Genomic DNA, 16,956 nt, shown 5'->3' on the forward strand with positions numbered 1-16,956 from the left:
TAATATCAGTAATTGGCAATGGTATTTTTAGGACTGTACTTTTCAAGTTCCTTTTTGCTGATGTTTCCGTTCAATGCTTCTTTATACACATCTATTATTCTATAGTAATCATCGTCCTTGTATCGGCCGTCTATTGAGAAATTCATAAAACCAGCGTCTCTTAGATGGTTTATTTTATCAAGTAGTGAAAGTTCACTGTCATTAAAAATAATCAGCTCTTCATTTGAAATGCTTTTATGAATAGGATAATGATTGTTGTTCCTGTCAATCAGGTAATTCTCATACCTTCTGGTCTCATTGCCATATAACAGGCTGTATCTTGTCTTCATCAGTTCAACAGATCCCTGAACCAGCATTTCTACCTTTTGGGGATTGCTGCAATGAGAGATGATGTCCTCATAATCGTTTTCATTAAGCTCCACGGACAATGTGACAATCTTATATCCTTCAAGGCTATTGATTGAATAGTTGTTTGCAATATTCATTGAATATGGTCCGTATTCCCCATTGAAACTTGCGCTCATTATCGGAAGTGAGCAGTGCATTCTGTTAAGTATTCCACGAACCTTGTTCAATGCCCTAATCAATTTGTCATGGGTGATGTCCGGCCATTTCCAGATTAACTCGTAATCCTTGCCGATAGAAAGTTCAACCGCTTCCTTAAGGAAATTGACCATGTAGTTGATGTTGTACTTCTCATCCTCAAGAATCAGGGAATCGTCCTTTGGTGGAATCTCCAGATAAACCCTCTTGACGCCTTCAAGATTCTTGAGATGTTTCAGGTTATTTGTATAGAATGAGAAATTGACATTTTCCTCACTGTTGTCGTTTTCAGCAGGTGTCAATGTTACTTTTTTGAGTTTATGTGAATATGAATTGATAACCTCGTTTTCAAGCTTTTCAAACAGGCTTCTTCTAAGCTCATTGAGCTTGCTTATAGGAATGAAGAGTGTTCCGTCATAATTGACATTAATCTGAGTGATGTCATAAGGGTAATTGTCGATTTTACCAAGCTGCTTTTTGACGGTATCGACATCAACGCTTCTTTTGAGAGGCTTTTCAAACTGTGTGTCTCCTGTAACCTCACATTCAATGACTTTCCTGTTTGCAAGTGTCAATCTTCCCTTAAGCTTAGGATACTTGTTTTTAAGAGAGAATGTCAGTATCAATTTGGACTTGACATAACTTTCGCCACTATTCTCGATTTCCTTTACCTTTCGGGTGTGGCTGTTCCTTTTGGTGAGATACACATCAGATTCATTCAGATTGAAATCGCTTTTCTTGTTCTGCCAAACCTTCTTGACAATCATGACCTTGTTCGGTCTTGTGAAATCCTTCACGACCTTGTTCTTGCCCTTATTGAAATGGTTCAGTGTGGTTATGACTGGTGGCTGTGATATTTCCAATCCGTAATCGTTATTGTTCTTGACTATAAGCAATCCGTCACCCTTTTCAGGTATTGTGGTTATAGAATCGTTCAGTCTTATTGCAATCTGGTTTCTGCTGCTTTTGATGACTCTTCCTATCTTCAAACCGATATGCCCGGACCTCAGGCTTCTTTTGGATGTGTTCATGAACTGCCCTTCACTGAATCCCCTGTTGAATGCAAGGCTGATTTCCTCACTTTTCGAGGTTTTTCCGCTTTTAAGCTTGTTCAATGCCTTCCTATAATTGCTCACGACAATTGCCAGGTATTCCTTGCTTCTCATTCTTCCTTCAATCTTAATGCAGTGAACATTAAGCTCAGCTATTTCCTTCAATCGATTGAACAGGCTCAAATCGCAAGGGGATAAGTAGTAATCATGCTTCTTGATTCCTTTTATTTTATATTTCTGACGGCATGGCTGTGCACAGGTTCCTCTGTTGCCGCTTCTTCCGCCCTTGAAACTGCTCATAAGACACTGTCCGGAATATGAATAGCATAATGCTCCATGGGCAAACACTTCAAGCTCCATATTAGTGTTCAGATTTTCAATTTCCTCTTTTCTCATTTCACGTGGAAGAACAACCCTTTTCACACCCTTGCTTTCAATATAGTCAAGTTTCAACTGGTTTTCAAGGGTCATTTGTGTTGAGGCATGGATCTTTAAATCAGGAAGGTATTCGTTAATCAGTTCAACCAGTCCCAAATCCTGAATCAAAACGGCATCAACGCCTATTGCATGTAGATTTGCCAGATAGTTTATGACGCTTTCAAGTTCCCTTTCCTTGATTATGGTGTTCACGGTAACGTAAACCTTCACGTTATGCATGTGTGCAATGTTTACTGCCTCGCGAATCTCATCTAAGGTGAAGTTTTCAGCGAACTTCCTTGCCCCATAATTCTTTCCGGACAGGTAAACCGCACTGGCGCCGGCATTGATTGCAACCTTCAAATGGTCCATTGACCCGACTGGAGCCAGCAATTCAGGAATTCTCATGCAATCTGCCCTCAATGAAATTGCCCTTGTTGATGTAGGATTGTGAGAAATCCATAATCTGGTACTTGTACTTTGTCAGTTCTTCATCGTCCTTGTTTTGAAGACTTTCATTGTATATGGATAGGATTTGTGATGTGTACTGCTCATTTGAGTATCTGCAGTCCACGATAAGATTATCCAATCCGAACTCCTTGATTTCATTCATCTCCTCAATCAGGCACAGGCAATCCTTGTTGATGATGTGGCTTTGCCTGTTGTAGTCAAAGAACACCTTATACTTGAACTTCTTCCTTTTCTTGTCTTCCAGAATCGCATAATCAGCATCATTTGAAATAATGAAGTCATTTCCGTCATTGAGATTGGTGAAATCGTCCTTGCTGACAATAACCTCAAGGTTTCCGTTCACAATCATCTCAAGGTCGATGTTGCGGTCATGGTTCTTGCTGACAAGTTCCTTGATTTCAGCTCCTGAAAGCTCGGAGGATAAGATCAATGACTTGAATCCTGCCTCGTTCATGTCACGCACACAGAAGCTGTTCCAAACGTTCAGGTTATGGTTTCCGTAAATCGGACAGTCGAAGATTTCACTCATTCCAGGGAAGTCGCCCATGACTGAAATGATTATTCCCTCATTTTCAAGCTCCTTGACAATCTCATTGCATCTTACAGCATCCTCTTCTGATATGAATGAGGACAATACCCAAACAAACTCGGTTGGAGATGCCATAAGGCTTCCCTGCTTCAAGGTCTCCTTTATGTTAGCATAGTAATCCTCAGAGTTGTTGTAATGACAGTTTCCGTCAAAATAAATACGTTTCAAATCAAATCCTGATGCGGCCCTGATTTGCGCAAGGTCGTCAATGAATATTGACAGTTTAGGAGTTTTCTTTTTAATCTTACCTGCATTTCCTTCATAATCCTCAAAGAATTTGGTCAAGTCCTTCCTGACCTGTTTTACTGCCTTTTTGGTTGGAGTGTAATGATTCATCAACATTTCGGTAGCAGTGTCAAGTATCTCGCGCCTGATCTGGTTTATTTCACGAATAGGTATGAAAATGTCTTTCGGCATGTTGTTGAAGCGGATATTGTCCATGTAGAATGGTGTTCCACCAGTCTTGCTCAGCTGCTTTTCCAGAGTCTCCTCGGTCAATGGCTTGTTTTTAGCCTTTTCGAATTTATCCAAGGTCTTGTGGCGGAAGTTGATCAGCTCATCATCAACATGGAACTCCACTTTTGTAAAGAGGTTCAGATTCTCATCCCAAGTCAATGACAGGTTAACTGGAACATTGCTTTTGATTGTTTCCTTTTCAAATTGCTTCAGGTATTCATGTGTTGACTTGGAATAGCTGATGAACACTTCAGTTCCGACCTTAACAAGACGTGTGGTGTCTATAATGATTTCGTTTTCATCCTGCTTTATGATATTTTCAAGGTATATTCCCTTGATTTTTCCGTTATATTTGAACGCTATTCCGTCACCAGGCTCAAGGATGACTGGAATCTCATGGTTTTTAACCTCAATTGTGACTTTGGTGCCGTCAATGTCAACAATATCTCCTATATATAAACCTTCGTGTCCGGAATGGCCTCTTCCCATCACTTCACCAGGTTTGTCTCCCATCATGTATCCGTCGGTGAACTGGCGGTTGAAAACAAGGTGCAAGTCTTTCTTATAGTCGCCAGGATTGCCGTCAATGATGTTTCTGTAGCTGTTCACGATGGTTCCGATATAATCCTTGGATTTCATCCTTCCCTCAAGCTTTAGGGATTTGACTCCTGCATCTGAAATCTCAGTCAGATGGTTATAAGTCGCAAGGTCATGAGTGGATAGGAGATATCCGTTTCCGATATTGTATCCTCTGTACTTTAAACGATATTCTCTTCTGCATGGCTGTGCGCAGGCTCCACGGTTTCCGCTTCTTCCACTGTTGTATGATGACATGTAGCATTTTCCGCTTACGCAGTAACACAATGCTCCGTGGCCGAACACTTCAATGTCCATGTCGATATTGTCCTTTTCAAGCTGGTCATGTGTCTGCTTGATTTGATGGATATTGACTTCTCTTGGAAGAACAACCCTTTTGATATTGTTCCTGCTTGCCCATTTGAATGATGAGTAATTGTTCAAACCCATCTGTGTTGATGCATGAACCTCCAAATCTGGTATGAATGTCTTCAAAAGCCAGATCAGTCCGAAATCCTGTACGATTACTGCATCCACTCCAATCTGGTACAATTTGAAAAGGTACTTCAAGACATCGACAATTTCAAAATTGTTTACCAGTGTGTTCACGGTTACATGAACCTTGCTGCCGTTCATGTGAGCGTAGTTGACTGCCTTTTCAATCTCCTCCATTGTGAAGTTCTTGGCATATGCTCGGGCACCGTATTGCTGGCCTGCAATATAAACCGCATCGGCACCTGCGTTGACTGCAACCACCAACACATCATAAGAGCCTGCAGGGGCTAATAATTCTTCTAAAACCATTTTATAACTACACCTTGTTTTGATTTATTCATTTAAGTTTTTGTAATTAATTATATATTAAATTAAAACATATTCTATCTTATGTACATAGTGTTTGAAGGAATTGATGGAGCTGGAAAATCAACTCAAATCCAAATGTTGAAGGAATGGCTCGAAGCCAATGGATTTAGGGTGGAGACTTTGGTCGAGCCGACCGATTCAGTGGTTGGCAAATTGATTCGTGAGATTTTACAAAGGCCTGATGCAGAAACTGATGAGGTTCAAAAGATTTTGGCTCTTCTTTTTGCAGCCGACAGGATGTTCATAATGGATAAACTTAAGGATGACTCTAAAATATTCATTTCCGACAGGTCATTCATTTCATCTTTAGCCTATCAGGAACCTGTCGACTGGGTGGAGCAGCTTAACAGGTACGCTAAAAAACCGGATCTGTTAATATTGATGGATTTGGATGTTAAAACATCAGTGGCCAGAGCGTCTGGTGATGACACTTTTGAAAATGTGGAGTTTTTAACTCGTGTTAAAGACAATTATTTAAAATTAGTTGATAATTACACTCATGAAATCATTGACGCAAACAGGGGTGTCAATAAGGTTTCATCAGATATTAAAAAAGCAGTTGCGCCATATCTAGGAATATGTCCTGATTGCATTTTATAATCTTTTTTTTCTAAAAAAATAAGTGAAAGGAAATTATTCATTTCCTTGTAATTCTTTTAATCTGTCACGGATTGCGTTTTCTAAAAATTCCCTAGCTTTGACAAGCTCATCGTATTCCCCAATAATTTTAGGGCCAAACTCTCCGTGTTCCAATTTGATGTCGAATTTTTCAAAGGCATGGGCAAGCATCTGTTCGCCAACACCGTTAGGTATGCCCATTTCGAACTCTTCTTTTTCCTCAACCATTTAATTCTCCTCCATGTATTTTCTTACAGGCTCAAAGAATTCAATCAAGAAGTCTTTAATTCCATTTTTCAAATCCATTGGGTGTAAGTTGCCTTCACTGAAGTCCTTGATTAACTCATCATGAGTCAATTCAATGTCTCCACCGAATTTTTCAGGCCTTTTAATAAGTAAAGTATCTTGATTTGGATAAACGAAGGTTTCTGCAATTTCAATCATTGGATTGCCTTCAACTTCCCCTTGAGGACAGTAACTCTTGTTGATTTTTTTGCTGATTTCCTCAACGCTGTCATCCACTGCAATGTAGTTTCCTTTGCTTGATGACATCTTTGCATCACCGTCAAGACCATGCAATAAAGGAGTGTGAATACATACAGGAACGTTTTCACCGATTTTTTCAAGGTTTTCACGTGCAAGCATCTGGATTTTCCTCTGTTCCATTCCTCCAAGTGCAATGTCCACTTCAAGAGCAGCCATGTCGACGGTCTGCATGATTGGGTAGATTACGCTAGCCACTTTAGGGTTGTCATCTGCACGGCTTACCTGATCCATACTTCTCCTTGCCCTTTTCAAGGTGGTCATTGTAGCCAATTTATAAACCTTGTCAGTGTAATCTGGATCTAATTGGAATGAGGAACCTAAAACATATTCGGTTGTTTCATCAAGGCCCAATGCCTGGAAACATTTCTTGTTGTATTCTGCAGTTTCTGCAATTTCCTCAACGGTTCCTTTTCCATTTAAGAATGCATGGTAATCCGCTAAAAGGATTTTGATTTTAAAACCAAGTTTTTGCAATTGTTTTAGTTTCTGTACGGTTACAGCATGTCCCAAATGGATTTTACCAGATGGTTCATAACCGGTGTAAGCTATAGGCTGGTCTTTTTCAAGAATGTCTTTCAATTCTTCTGTGTCTATAACTTCCAGGGTTCCTTGTTCGATTAATTGAATTTTCTCTTCAATGTTCATTCTATCACTTAGTCTAATAAATAAATGTAATTGTCAATTTTAATAAGCTTTATTTCATCACCGATATTATAATCAGCGAATTCCTCTTTCATCTCCAGGTCAACTGCGGAATAATCGGCAGGATCCAAAATCTGTATGATGCTCGGTGATTTTGAGATTATTGTTGTTGTTTCAATTTCGGATTCCTTTTTAATAAGTTCAATATCCTCCATATTCTTCATTGGGATATTGTGCTTTTTATCATTGGTTATCTCCTGGCCAACAACACTGCTTTTGCCGATGCTTTTCACTCTCATGATTTTATCTTCATACCTTATGAAATCATTAACTTCAAACTCAGGGATTCTGACTGAAATCCAGATACGGTACAATCCCTTTCCAGTGGACTTATCTTCACTTATAAGCCTTGGAGATTCCTTAACGACTCCTCCAAAGTCTTCGGTTAAAGCTTCAGCAACTTTCTTTCCGGATTTAAATGAACCGATATAGTAGTCACGACCTTCTTTGAGCCTTGCTATTTGAGGACAATATGCGAGCTTGTCTTTTTTGGATTGCTTTATCAAAGTTCTCTCAACAATCTCATCTGCCTTTTCATATTCCTCTGATTTTATTTCACGATTGTCAGCCCTGAACTGGATGACTGACTCGTAATATCCGGATTGGATTTTACTGCATGTTGGACAAACTGTTTTAAGTATTTTAACTTCACATTCATGTGCCTCATCAATTTCAGCTCCATGAACCTCTCCAACAGCTTCAACGGAACATTCTGCTATTGTGCCTTTGATTTGTTCAATTCCAAGAGTGATATGTTCATTTGAAACTTCATCAGCCACTTTAACGTTTCTTTCCAGTGCACGGTAGATAATCTCTTCTTCGGGAATGAATTCTTCAGTCCATTTCCCTTCCTCAAGCCTGCTATTGCAGTGGCTACAGATTTTGACTTCAATTCTTTTCGGCAGTTCAATCATCTGGAATTCTTTTAAAAAACAGTCTATGCAGATGTCTCCTACCATCTCTTTATCTGTACTTCCGCACTCTGGACAAAACATGGTATCAGTAAAAAAATAAGTAAAAAGGTAAAATTATAATGATTTTAAAGGTGCTGTAGCACCGCATGCAGCACATTTAAGTAAGAATATTCTACCTTCTCTGATAATTCTAGTATCTGGTCTGTTACATTCGTGACAAATAACGTATTTGTCTACATAATCTTCAATTCTTTCATTGATTAAGTAGTGTGTAAATTTACCTTGCAAGATTGCTCTTTGACCTTCAATGTTTCCTGCAGTACCTAACTCTCTCATTAAGAATTTTAATAAATGTTGAGGGTCTCTGTTTAAACCTTCTGCAACATCTTTAAAGTTTTTAATGAATGTTCTATTACCTTGGATGTCTGAATAAGCTTTAGGAATTTTGAATCTTTTGTGTTCAAATACTTCAGGAGGTAATTGGTCTATTGCTCTTTCTAATAAATCTTCATATTTATCCATAATTATCTCTCCATAAAATCAGTATAAGTATAATATATTAAATTTAGTTTTAATCATTTATTAATGTATTGTTAATGTGTGATGTTTTTTGTTTAGAAATTAAAAAAAGAAAAATTAGTGGGGGTGGTTATTTCCCCGAATGAAGTTACATTAAACTTCTGTAATATCCTGTTTGAGGCTCGTAGATAGCTCCTTTCTGAACAAGCTTTCTGACAATTTCCTCGGTTTTGTCTTCGCTTAGGTTGTACTTTTCGCTCATGTTTGAAAGCAATACGTTCATTGGAGCGTTACCTGCATATTCCTCTTCAAGGAGTTTAATCTCTTCGGTAACTCTTTGGATCTTGTCCCTGTCGGTTTTAACGGTTCCCTCACCGAGAGCACCAACATCGATTTTACCGGTTTCAGGGTCAATTCCAACATCTTCAAGACAAGCCCTTTGCAGTCTGACAGCCTTCTCAGCGTCCTCTTTTTCAACATAGTCCTTAAGCTTAATCTTAGCACTTGCTTCTGAAAGACGAATGATAGCTTCCAATTGCCTTGCAGTGATTGGAACGGCACCTTGATCTTCAGGATCACTGTTCCTTGTGCTTACATAAAACTCTTTAAGGACTTCATTTGCCTCATCGGTCAATTGAGGATTGACGTTCTTACGTGCATATGCAATGTATTTTCTCAGCAAATCAGGCTCGATTTCATATTCGATGGTATTGTACTGGTGAGTTTTCAGAATATGGTCAGCCAGTTCTGAATCTCTTTCAGTGCTTGGAATATCCTCAATAACGAAAATCAAATCGAAACGAGAAATGATCGGTGCAGGCAAGTCAATCTGCTCTGCAAGAACTTTGTAACGGTCGAACCTACCGAATTTAGGGTTTGCAGCTGCAAGAACGGAACATCTTGAGTTCAATGTTGCCATGATTCCTGCTTTCGCAATACTTACAGTCTGTTGTTCCAATGCTTCGTGAAGCGCGGAACGGTCTTCTGACCTCATCTTGTCCAGCTCGTCGACACACACGTTTCCCTGGTCCCCAAGAACCAATGCACCTGCTTCCAGAGACCATCCACCAAGCTCATCCCTAACTGCTGCTGCAGTCAAACCGGCACCACTTGTACCTTTACCACTTGTATAGATACTTCTTGGAGCGAGCCTTGATACGTATTTCAATATCTGGGACTTACCGATACCAGGGTCCCCGACAATGAGAATGTGAATGTCTCCTCTCAGTTTGGTTTCATCTTCAAGCTGCTTTGCAGCCCCTCCGAACAGCTGGAGTGCAATAGCTTCCTTAACGTCACGGTATCCTTTGATTGATGGAGCGGTTGATGCAATGATCTTGTCATAGATATGAGGGTCCTGTGACAGTTCAATGATTTTTTCCTCATCCTCTTCTGAAAGATGCAATTCCTCAAATTCCTGTTCCAAAGGTTCAATATGATTAACGTAAATGTAATTCTTGAATTTACCGCTTCTTTCCTCACGGAAGGTTTTCAAAGTACCTGTAATTCTCACCTTGTCTCCCGGATTTAACTTGTCCACCAAATCATCTTCCAGAATCATGAGCATCTGCTTAGGCTCGGTTCCTCCGGATAGGTTTTCCAAAGGCTCCTGCATCCTGGCGGTTTGTGTATCAATGTATTTTGATTCCTCCTGGAGCAGTCTGAATGACCTTCCACCACATTCACTACATAATGACGGCTCTACTATGTGATTTCCTGAAGTTTGCTCGACCTCGTGTAATCTCATACATCCTCTACATTCAAAAACACCGGTTTCAATACGTGGTCGAATCTCATCAGTCTTTCTCACAATACCGTCAGCTGCAACAAATGTTCCGATATATTTACTTAACAGGTCCTTCAGGGCAACTATGTTGCTCATGTTCTCAAAACGAATGTTGATGTCAGCATCCTTAACCAATGGGTCAATGTTTTTAATCGCAATTTGAGCGGCTTCAATAACCTCTTCAGGTTTCTCAATAAGCAAGTCCGCAAGGTCTGGATCAAACATTTCCAATGATTGGTAATTTACATTAAGTGACCGTTCATCAGGGTATTTTTCAAGGATTTTGAATACATCATCCTTATATGATGTTGCAAAAAATTCTTCGAATTTTGCGGTTGATGTTTGTGTTTTATTAGTAGAGTTCATTGTCATAATATTAATTTTTCATACTTAAAATATATTGTGAAAGAGCATTTGGAAAGTAACAATTATATATACTAAGGTTAATAAAATAGTATTAGAAAATTTAATTAATTGAGGTTAATATGAGAAAATCTAGATTAAGCATATTCAAATCTACTTCTATGATGATTTCTGTCGTTGGAATTATTATGATTATCGCAACAATCCTTGTTGTTGCTTATGTGAGTTATAGTATTGTCTCTTCAGGAATTACAAATGAAATCTCATCTGGAACCCAATATGATGAGCTTGCAGAGCTACAGGCATCATATGACAATCTGTCTGTGAAGTTTGATAGTGTCAAGGCCACATATTATGCCGGTGGCGCTGATGATGTTCAAGTTTACAATGATGCGAAATTAGAGTTGGCACGGGCGGATTCGGCTATTCAAAATGTCAAGAGTGCTTTGGATGCAGGTAAGCCATCTAATGAGGTTGACAGCAGGATTGAATTTGCAAAAGAAGAATTAAAAACCGCTAGTGATGCATACAATTCACTTTAAATTTTACTTCTTTTTTTCTCTATTTTTTTAAAACAAGTATCTTTTTTTCTTTATGGTGATGATTTTTAATATTATGTGGAATATTTAGTTTTTCTTCTTTTTCTGGCGTTTGTTTGGCATATATTCCAGGCCTACAACATACATTTCAGAACTTTTCTTACGTGATGATGCAGGTTTTGTGGTTCTCACATGTCTGAACTTGCCTTTAAGTGAATCCAACATCTCCTTGTATTCAGGGCCCTGGAAAACTTTCATGACAAGATTTCCTTTCGGTTCAAGGATGTTCTCAGCTATTCCAATGACAGTGTAGGTCAAATCGATTGATCTTAACTGGTCGATGTTTTTTATTCCGCACAGTGACGGTGACGCATCAGACATTACAACTTTTGCCTTTCCGCCGATAAGCTTCATGATTTTTGCCTGAACCTCAGGGGTTGTGAAATCCCCTCTGATTCCGAAATAGTTCTCCTCATGGAATTTCTTGAATCTGTTCAAGTCAACGCCGACAACGATTCCTTCTTCACCTACCTTTTCAAGTGCCACTTGGGACCATCCTCCAGGTGCTGCCCCAAGATCTACCACGGTATTTCCTTCCTTGATGAGCTTGTACTTTTTATCCAACTGTTTGAGTTTATATGATGCGCGTGAGCGGTAATCTTCCTTTTTAGCTTTTTTATAATACGGGTCATTATGCTTTTCCATTTGCCATTTACTTCCCATTTCAATCCCTCTTGTATTGGTCAAAATCAAGTGCGCTGCATACTGGTGCGCCGATTTTTACTATTTCAACATCCACTTCCTTGTTGTTGACTTCAAGCAACATTACTGTTCTGTCTGCAAGCCTTGGAACAATAGGGCTTCCAGGATTCACCAATAGGACACCGCCTTTCTGTTCGATTTTTGGCTGGTGGGAGTGTCCGGAAACAAGAATGTCAACATCCAACTGTTTTGCCAGGTATAGCAATTGGTCTGTGTCTGCCCTTGGATAGACTTCTCCATGAACAACGCCAATTCTCAGTCCTTCCGCTTCTATAACCTTGGCTTTTGGAAGGTCTATTCCATTAACCCTATCCATATTTCCCTGAACGGCCATGACTGGTGCTATGTTTTCAAGCTCTTCAATGACTTTCGGTGAAGTCAAATCTCCTGCATGGATTATCAATTCAACATTTTCAAATGCTTCAATTACTTTTTCAGGCAATTCTCTTGCCCTGTCAGGTATATGGGTGTCTGAAATTAAACCAATTAACATTTTTTTCAATCCTTAATTATTCATGTTATATTTTGTTAATTATCTCTATTAAAATTAATTAAAAAAACTTTATTAATTGTTATAAATATAAATATTATCATCATTCTTTTAGGAGAAGATAAAATGGGAGAAGTTAAAAAGGAAGATATTTTAGATATTTTGGCTAAATATGACAAAAGTGAAATCACAATAGCCACTCTCGGAAGCCACACCTCCTTACACATTCTTCAAGGTGCAAAGGAAGAAGGATTTAGAACAGCTATTGTATGTCAAAAGGGAAGAGAAATTCCATATCAACGTTTTGGAGTAGCTGATGAATACATCATCGTCGATGAATTCAAGGACATCGTCAATGAGGATGTACAGCAAAAACTCAGAGACATGAATGCAATCGTTGTTCCTCATGGATCTTTTGTCGCATATGCTGGTCTTGATAATGTTGAAGACAAGTTCAACGTCCCAATGTTCGGAAACAGAGACGTGCTCAGATGGGAAGCTGAAAGAGACAAGGAAAGAGCACTGCTCGTTGAAGGTGATGTAAGAATACCATTCAAATACGACAGTCCTGACCAAATCGACCGTCCTGTAATGGTCAAGTTCCCAGGTGCAAGAGGAGGAAGAGGTTACTTTGTAGCATCATCCACCGAAGAATTTGACGCAAAAATCGAAGCAATGAAAGCACGTGGATGGTTAGAAGACAGTGATGTTGAAGCAGCACACATTGAAGAATACGTTTCAGGTTGTAACTACTGTATCCACTATTTCTACTCAGCACTTGACGATACAGTTGAACTGATGGGTATGGACACAAGATACGAATCCAGTATTGACGGATTTGTAAGAATGCCTGCTAAAGACCAACTTGACATTGATTTAAGCCCATCCTATGTTGTAACCGGTAACCACCCTGCTGTAATTCGTGAATCATTACTTCCACAAGTGTTCGACATTGCAGACAAATTAACTGAAAGCGCTAAAAAACTAGTTGCACCAGGATTAAACGGTCCATTCTGTATGCAAACATTAGTAAATGATAATTTAGAAGTAATCTGTTTCGAAATCAGTGCCAGAACTGATGGTGGAACTAACACTTTCATGGATGGTTCTCCTTACTCCTACTTAACCTATGGTAAACCAATGAGTATGGGTAGAAGAATTGCTCTTGAAATCAAACGTGGTATAGAAAGAGATGAATTAGAAAAAATAATAACATAGAGTTATTATTTATTCTTTTTATTTTTATTTTTGTTTTTGTTTTTATTTTTGCCTATTTTTTGTTGTTTTTCGTATTCAGCCATTGCTTTCATGCGGTCTCTTTTTGCCCAAGCACCAACAAGTCCGACCAAAGCACCAACTAGAAGGATAATTGCTGTTACAGCCAATATTCCATTTTCTGTTACGAAAAATCCTGAAGCGGTTCCCATGTATCCTTGTAATGTCAATACTACAATTGGGGTTGCTCCAAGTGCACCTAATATTGCTCCTTTTTTAATGCTATTTTGTCCATATCCAATGTATAACAGTCCTATTGCTGAGAATGGGTAAAGCCATTCGTTCTTGAATTGCCATCCGAATATGATGAATGCGGCAGCTATTGCAGCACCAAATACTAAAGCCTTAATATCAATGTCCATGTCATATCTCATGCTTTATCTCCAAAACTTATTTTTTAGAAGCTATTGCCCCTCCAACAGCTCCAGTAATTCCCATAACTATTGCATAATAAATCAAATATCCAATAATTGTGACTATGCTTGCAATTCCGGAAACGGTAAATCCTGTCAATCCTCCAAAGATTCCAAGTACACTTCCTCCGAAAGTTGCGGCAAAGATGAATAATATTGCTGCAACGATTGTGCCCAATGCGCCTGCAACGGCAGCATTCCACAAACCACCTAACGCACCGCTATGTGCGATGTAGCCTGTGATGAATCCGACAATCAACAATCCAATAAATTCATACTGTGCAAAAAATGATTTTACGAACACTGCTAATATGAAACCTGTTATTACTGCGCTCCATTTAGTCATAATATCACCTTTTAATATAACTATCTAATTTCAGTTATAAAAGTATTTATTTTTAATTTTGATTAATAGATGTCCTTCAGCTTATCTTTGATTTGATCAAGGATTGCCTGATGCATTCTTTTTGTAAACTCTCCCTTGTCATTTTGATTTAAAACATCAAGATATCCCTGTGAAACCAGATTGAATGCAAATGGGCTTGGAATTACAGTGTTTATGGTTTTGATTTCCATTTCTCCACTGTCTACCATATTGATGACCTTCAATGCATTTTTGATATCCATATAATCCTCTGTGGCTTCCCTTCTTGACTCTTTTAGGATAGGGAAATCGTTATCCATTTCCTGCACGAACTTAAGCAGGATCTTTCCCCTCACCTGCTGGCGTCCAACGGATTTAGACTCTCCCTTGTATCTTCTAAGGGTCATGAGCGACCTTCCCGCACAATGGCGGAACCTTGAAGCCAGTGTTTCTGTTTTATTCAATGAATTGGTGAGTATCCTTTCAAAATTCTCAGGATTCAACTCTTTAAAGGATTCCAAACCTCCGATTGTGCCGTCTGAACTCAAATAGAATCCATTATCGGAAATTGAAATGGTAATGTTGGTGTTGTACCTTTGAGCCACAACATAAGCGACAGCCCTTGAAAGTGCGTCGTTGACCTTTCTTCCAAACAGTGAATGGAATATTACAAAACGCCTGTCTCCGAATCCTCTATAGTATTCTATCAATAGGCATCGATTGGATGGGATTTTCGCATACTTGTACTGTTCTACAAAGTATTCATAGATGGAATTGGCTGCAAAGTCATCAACATACAGGTAATCATAAATGAATTCCATAATCTCTTCCTTGCTTCTTCTGTATTCGAATTTGGATTCCATATATGATCTGAACCTTTGAATTTCCATTGCAAGGTCAAATGACAATGGGAGTTGCTGTGAAAACCATGAGGGTATTGTTGGCGGCCCATTGGCGGGTGTCACGTTGATTGTCATTCCCTTTGCATAATTGAACCTGAAGGTTCTTCCTCCCAAAACGAAAGTGTCTCCCTTCTTAAGCCTTTCCATGAATGACTCTTCAATCTTTCCAACGGTTTCCCCATCATATTTGACTAGAACTCCTGATGAATCAGGTATTGTTCCAATATTTGTTGAATAAAGCATTCTTGCCAATTTTCCACGCTTTCCGAAAGTGTTCTCCTTATAGTCAATCCATATCTTTGCATAAACGTAACGCTCTTCAAGCTCAGGGTATTCTCCGGCCATATAACTCAGGACGTCCTCATAATCGTCTCTTGTGAGATCCTTGTAGCAGTAGCTTTTGCGTATCACGTCATAGGCGTAATCGATGTCCCATGGATTTTCTATACTCATTCCGTAAATGTGCTGTGCCAGAACGTCAAGGCAATTTCTAGGAATGTTGATTCTGTCAATCTTGCCTTCCTTTGCATTTTTAAGTAAAACTGAACACTCCACCAAATCGTCACGGTCAGTCACTATGATTCTTCCCTTTGATTTCTCATGCAGTCTGTGTCCGCTTCTTCCAATCCTTTGAAGGGCTCTTGCAACTGATTTCGGTGAGTTTATAAGAACTACAAGGTCAATGTAACCGATGTCTATTCCAAGCTCGAGGGATGTTGATGAAACCACTGCCTTCAATTTCCCTTCCTTCAGCTTGTTTTCCGTTTCCAGACGAACTTCCTTTGACAGGGAGGAGTGGTGAGCCATTATATTGGAATCATTGTAGTTCATTGGATACATTTTCTTTAGATTGTAAACGAACCTTTCTGTTCCGCTACGGGTATTTGTGAATATTAATGTGGTCTTGTTTTCCTGAATCAGGTCATCTAACAGGTCATACATTCCTAAACGTGTGTCCTCCTCATCGGCAAGCACGATATCGCTTACTGGACACATCACTTCCATGTCAAGCTCCTTTAAATAGTTTATGTTGACAATCTTGCAGTTTCGCTCGACTCCATACTCGTATCCCACAAGGAACTTGGCAACTTCCTCAATCGGACTTACTGTTGCAGACAATCCGATTCTTGTGTATTGGCCTATTAAGTGTTGCAGTCTTTCCAGGGATAGGCTTAAGTGAACTCCCCTCTTGTTTTCAGCCAGTGAGTGGATCTCGTCAATGATTACATATTTGACATGGCTTAGCTTTTCCCTGAATTTCGGAGCCACAAGAAGTATTGACAATGTTTCCGGAGTTGTGATAAGTATATGCGGCGGCTTTTTAAGCATCTTCTGCCTTTGATATTGTGTTGTGTCACCGGTCCTCACTGCCTTTCTGATTCCTAATTTTTTGCCGGCTATCTTTTCAATTCCGTCCAACGGCTCGTCAAGGTTCTTTTCAATATCGTTGTCCAGTGCCTTTAATGGGGAGATGTAAATGCAGTAGACCTTATCCTCCAGCTGTTCCTTTTCTGCAAGGGTTGTCAGTTCGCTGATTACTGATAGAAATGCTGTTAAGGTCTTACCGGAACCTGTAGGTGATGAGATTAGTACGTTGTTTTTCTTGTGAATGTCTATGATTGATTTTTTCTGTGCAGGTGTAAAGTCTTCAAAGTTTGATTCAAACCACTGTTCAACCCACGGATGGAGAATTTTGTAGATTTGTTTTTTTGAATAACTTTTTGTTTGCTCTTCAATCATTTATTTTCCTCATTCTTTTCAATTGGTTTATGTAAATTTAATTATTCAATTATAT

General features: G+C 39.1%; 15 protein-coding genes. 3 read left to right on the forward strand and 12 right to left on the reverse strand.

Annotated features, from left to right (window positions below):
• Positions 1 to 5 precede the first annotated feature (5 nt).
• Both E7Z78_RS02635 and E7Z78_RS02640 read right to left on the reverse strand, forming a co-directional pair.
• Positions 6 to 2,420 (reverse strand): U32 family peptidase, encoded by a 2,415-nt coding sequence (locus E7Z78_RS02635; protein WP_303723626.1) that lies wholly within the window; start codon positions 2,418 to 2,420, stop codon positions 6 to 8.
• Complete coding sequence (locus tag E7Z78_RS02640) at positions 2,407 to 4,908, reverse strand: U32 family peptidase (protein WP_303723627.1); 2,502 nt, start codon at positions 4,906 to 4,908, stop codon at positions 2,407 to 2,409. Before E7Z78_RS02640 ends, E7Z78_RS02635 begins: the two co-directional genes overlap by 14 nt.
• Positions 4,909 to 4,989: 81 nt before the next feature.
• Here E7Z78_RS02640 and tmk point away from each other — a divergent pair, with 81 nt between their 5' ends.
• Positions 4,990 to 5,568, forward strand: a complete 579-nt coding sequence (tmk, locus tag E7Z78_RS02645) for a dTMP kinase (RefSeq protein ID WP_303723628.1) — start codon at positions 4,990 to 4,992, stop codon at positions 5,566 to 5,568.
• 33 nt (positions 5,569 to 5,601) lie between these two features.
• Here the strand turns inward: tmk and E7Z78_RS02650 are convergent, their stop codons facing one another.
• From E7Z78_RS02650 to E7Z78_RS02670, 5 genes are all read right to left on the reverse strand, one after another.
• Positions 5,602 to 5,814 carry a hypothetical protein gene (locus tag E7Z78_RS02650; RefSeq protein WP_303723630.1) on the reverse strand — a complete coding sequence of 71 codons (213 nt, stop codon included), beginning with the start codon at positions 5,812 to 5,814 and terminating at the stop codon, positions 5,602 to 5,604.
• A complete protein-coding gene (locus E7Z78_RS02655; RefSeq protein WP_303723631.1) occupies positions 5,815 to 6,777 on the reverse strand; it encodes a tyrosine--tRNA ligase in 963 nt (320 codons plus the stop codon).
• 8 nt (positions 6,778 to 6,785) lie between these two features.
• A complete protein-coding gene (locus tag E7Z78_RS02660; protein ID WP_303723632.1) occupies positions 6,786 to 7,829 on the reverse strand; it encodes a 60S ribosomal export protein NMD3 in 1,044 nt (347 codons plus the stop codon).
• Positions 7,830 to 7,862: 33 nt separating this feature from the next.
• A complete protein-coding gene (locus E7Z78_RS02665) occupies positions 7,863 to 8,270 on the reverse strand; it encodes a translation initiation factor IF-2 subunit beta (RefSeq protein ID WP_067040760.1) in 408 nt (135 codons plus the stop codon).
• A 145-nt stretch (positions 8,271 to 8,415) separates the two neighbouring features.
• Positions 8,416 to 10,419, reverse strand: coding sequence for a minichromosome maintenance protein MCM (locus E7Z78_RS02670; RefSeq protein ID WP_303723633.1), 2,004 nt, complete (start codon positions 10,417 to 10,419; stop codon positions 8,416 to 8,418).
• Positions 10,420 to 10,538: 119 nt separating this feature from the next.
• Between E7Z78_RS02670 and E7Z78_RS02675 the strand changes: the two genes are divergently transcribed.
• Positions 10,539 to 10,958 carry a hypothetical protein gene (locus tag E7Z78_RS02675; protein ID WP_303723634.1) on the forward strand — a complete coding sequence of 140 codons (420 nt, stop codon included), beginning with the start codon at positions 10,539 to 10,541 and terminating at the stop codon, positions 10,956 to 10,958.
• An 84-nt stretch (positions 10,959 to 11,042) separates the two neighbouring features.
• On the opposite strand, the gene E7Z78_RS02680 is transcribed toward E7Z78_RS02675, so the two are convergent.
• Together E7Z78_RS02680 and E7Z78_RS02685 are read right to left on the reverse strand one after the other, a co-directional pair.
• Positions 11,043 to 11,678 carry an RlmE family RNA methyltransferase gene (locus E7Z78_RS02680; protein ID WP_303723635.1) on the reverse strand — a complete coding sequence of 212 codons (636 nt, stop codon included), beginning with the start codon at positions 11,676 to 11,678 and terminating at the stop codon, positions 11,043 to 11,045.
• Position 11,679: 1 nt separating this feature from the next.
• Entirely contained in the window at positions 11,680 to 12,219 is a 540-nt protein-coding gene (locus E7Z78_RS02685) for a metallophosphoesterase (RefSeq protein ID WP_303723636.1), read from the reverse strand.
• A gap of 114 nt (positions 12,220 to 12,333) precedes the next feature.
• Here E7Z78_RS02685 and E7Z78_RS02690 point away from each other — a divergent pair, with 114 nt between their 5' ends.
• On the forward strand, positions 12,334 to 13,425 hold the full coding sequence (locus E7Z78_RS02690; RefSeq protein WP_303723637.1) for a formate--phosphoribosylaminoimidazolecarboxamide ligase: 1,092 nt from the start codon (positions 12,334 to 12,336) through the stop codon (positions 13,423 to 13,425).
• A gap of 5 nt (positions 13,426 to 13,430) precedes the next feature.
• Here the strand turns inward: E7Z78_RS02690 and E7Z78_RS02695 are convergent, their stop codons facing one another.
• From E7Z78_RS02695 to E7Z78_RS02705, 3 genes are all read right to left on the reverse strand, one after another.
• A complete protein-coding gene (locus E7Z78_RS02695; RefSeq protein ID WP_303723638.1) occupies positions 13,431 to 13,856 on the reverse strand; it encodes a hypothetical protein in 426 nt (141 codons plus the stop codon).
• A gap of 16 nt (positions 13,857 to 13,872) precedes the next feature.
• Positions 13,873 to 14,241 carry a DUF5518 domain-containing protein gene (locus E7Z78_RS02700; protein ID WP_303723639.1) on the reverse strand — a complete coding sequence of 123 codons (369 nt, stop codon included), beginning with the start codon at positions 14,239 to 14,241 and terminating at the stop codon, positions 13,873 to 13,875.
• 62 nt (positions 14,242 to 14,303) lie between these two features.
• Positions 14,304 to 16,901, reverse strand: coding sequence for an ATP-dependent helicase (locus tag E7Z78_RS02705; protein WP_303723640.1), 2,598 nt, complete (start codon positions 16,899 to 16,901; stop codon positions 14,304 to 14,306).
• Positions 16,902 to 16,956: the final 55 nt, after the last annotated feature.

Source organism: Methanobrevibacter thaueri, from assembly GCF_015062915.1.
Lineage (GTDB): Archaea > Methanobacteriota > Methanobacteria > Methanobacteriales > Methanobacteriaceae > Methanocatella > Methanocatella thaueri_B.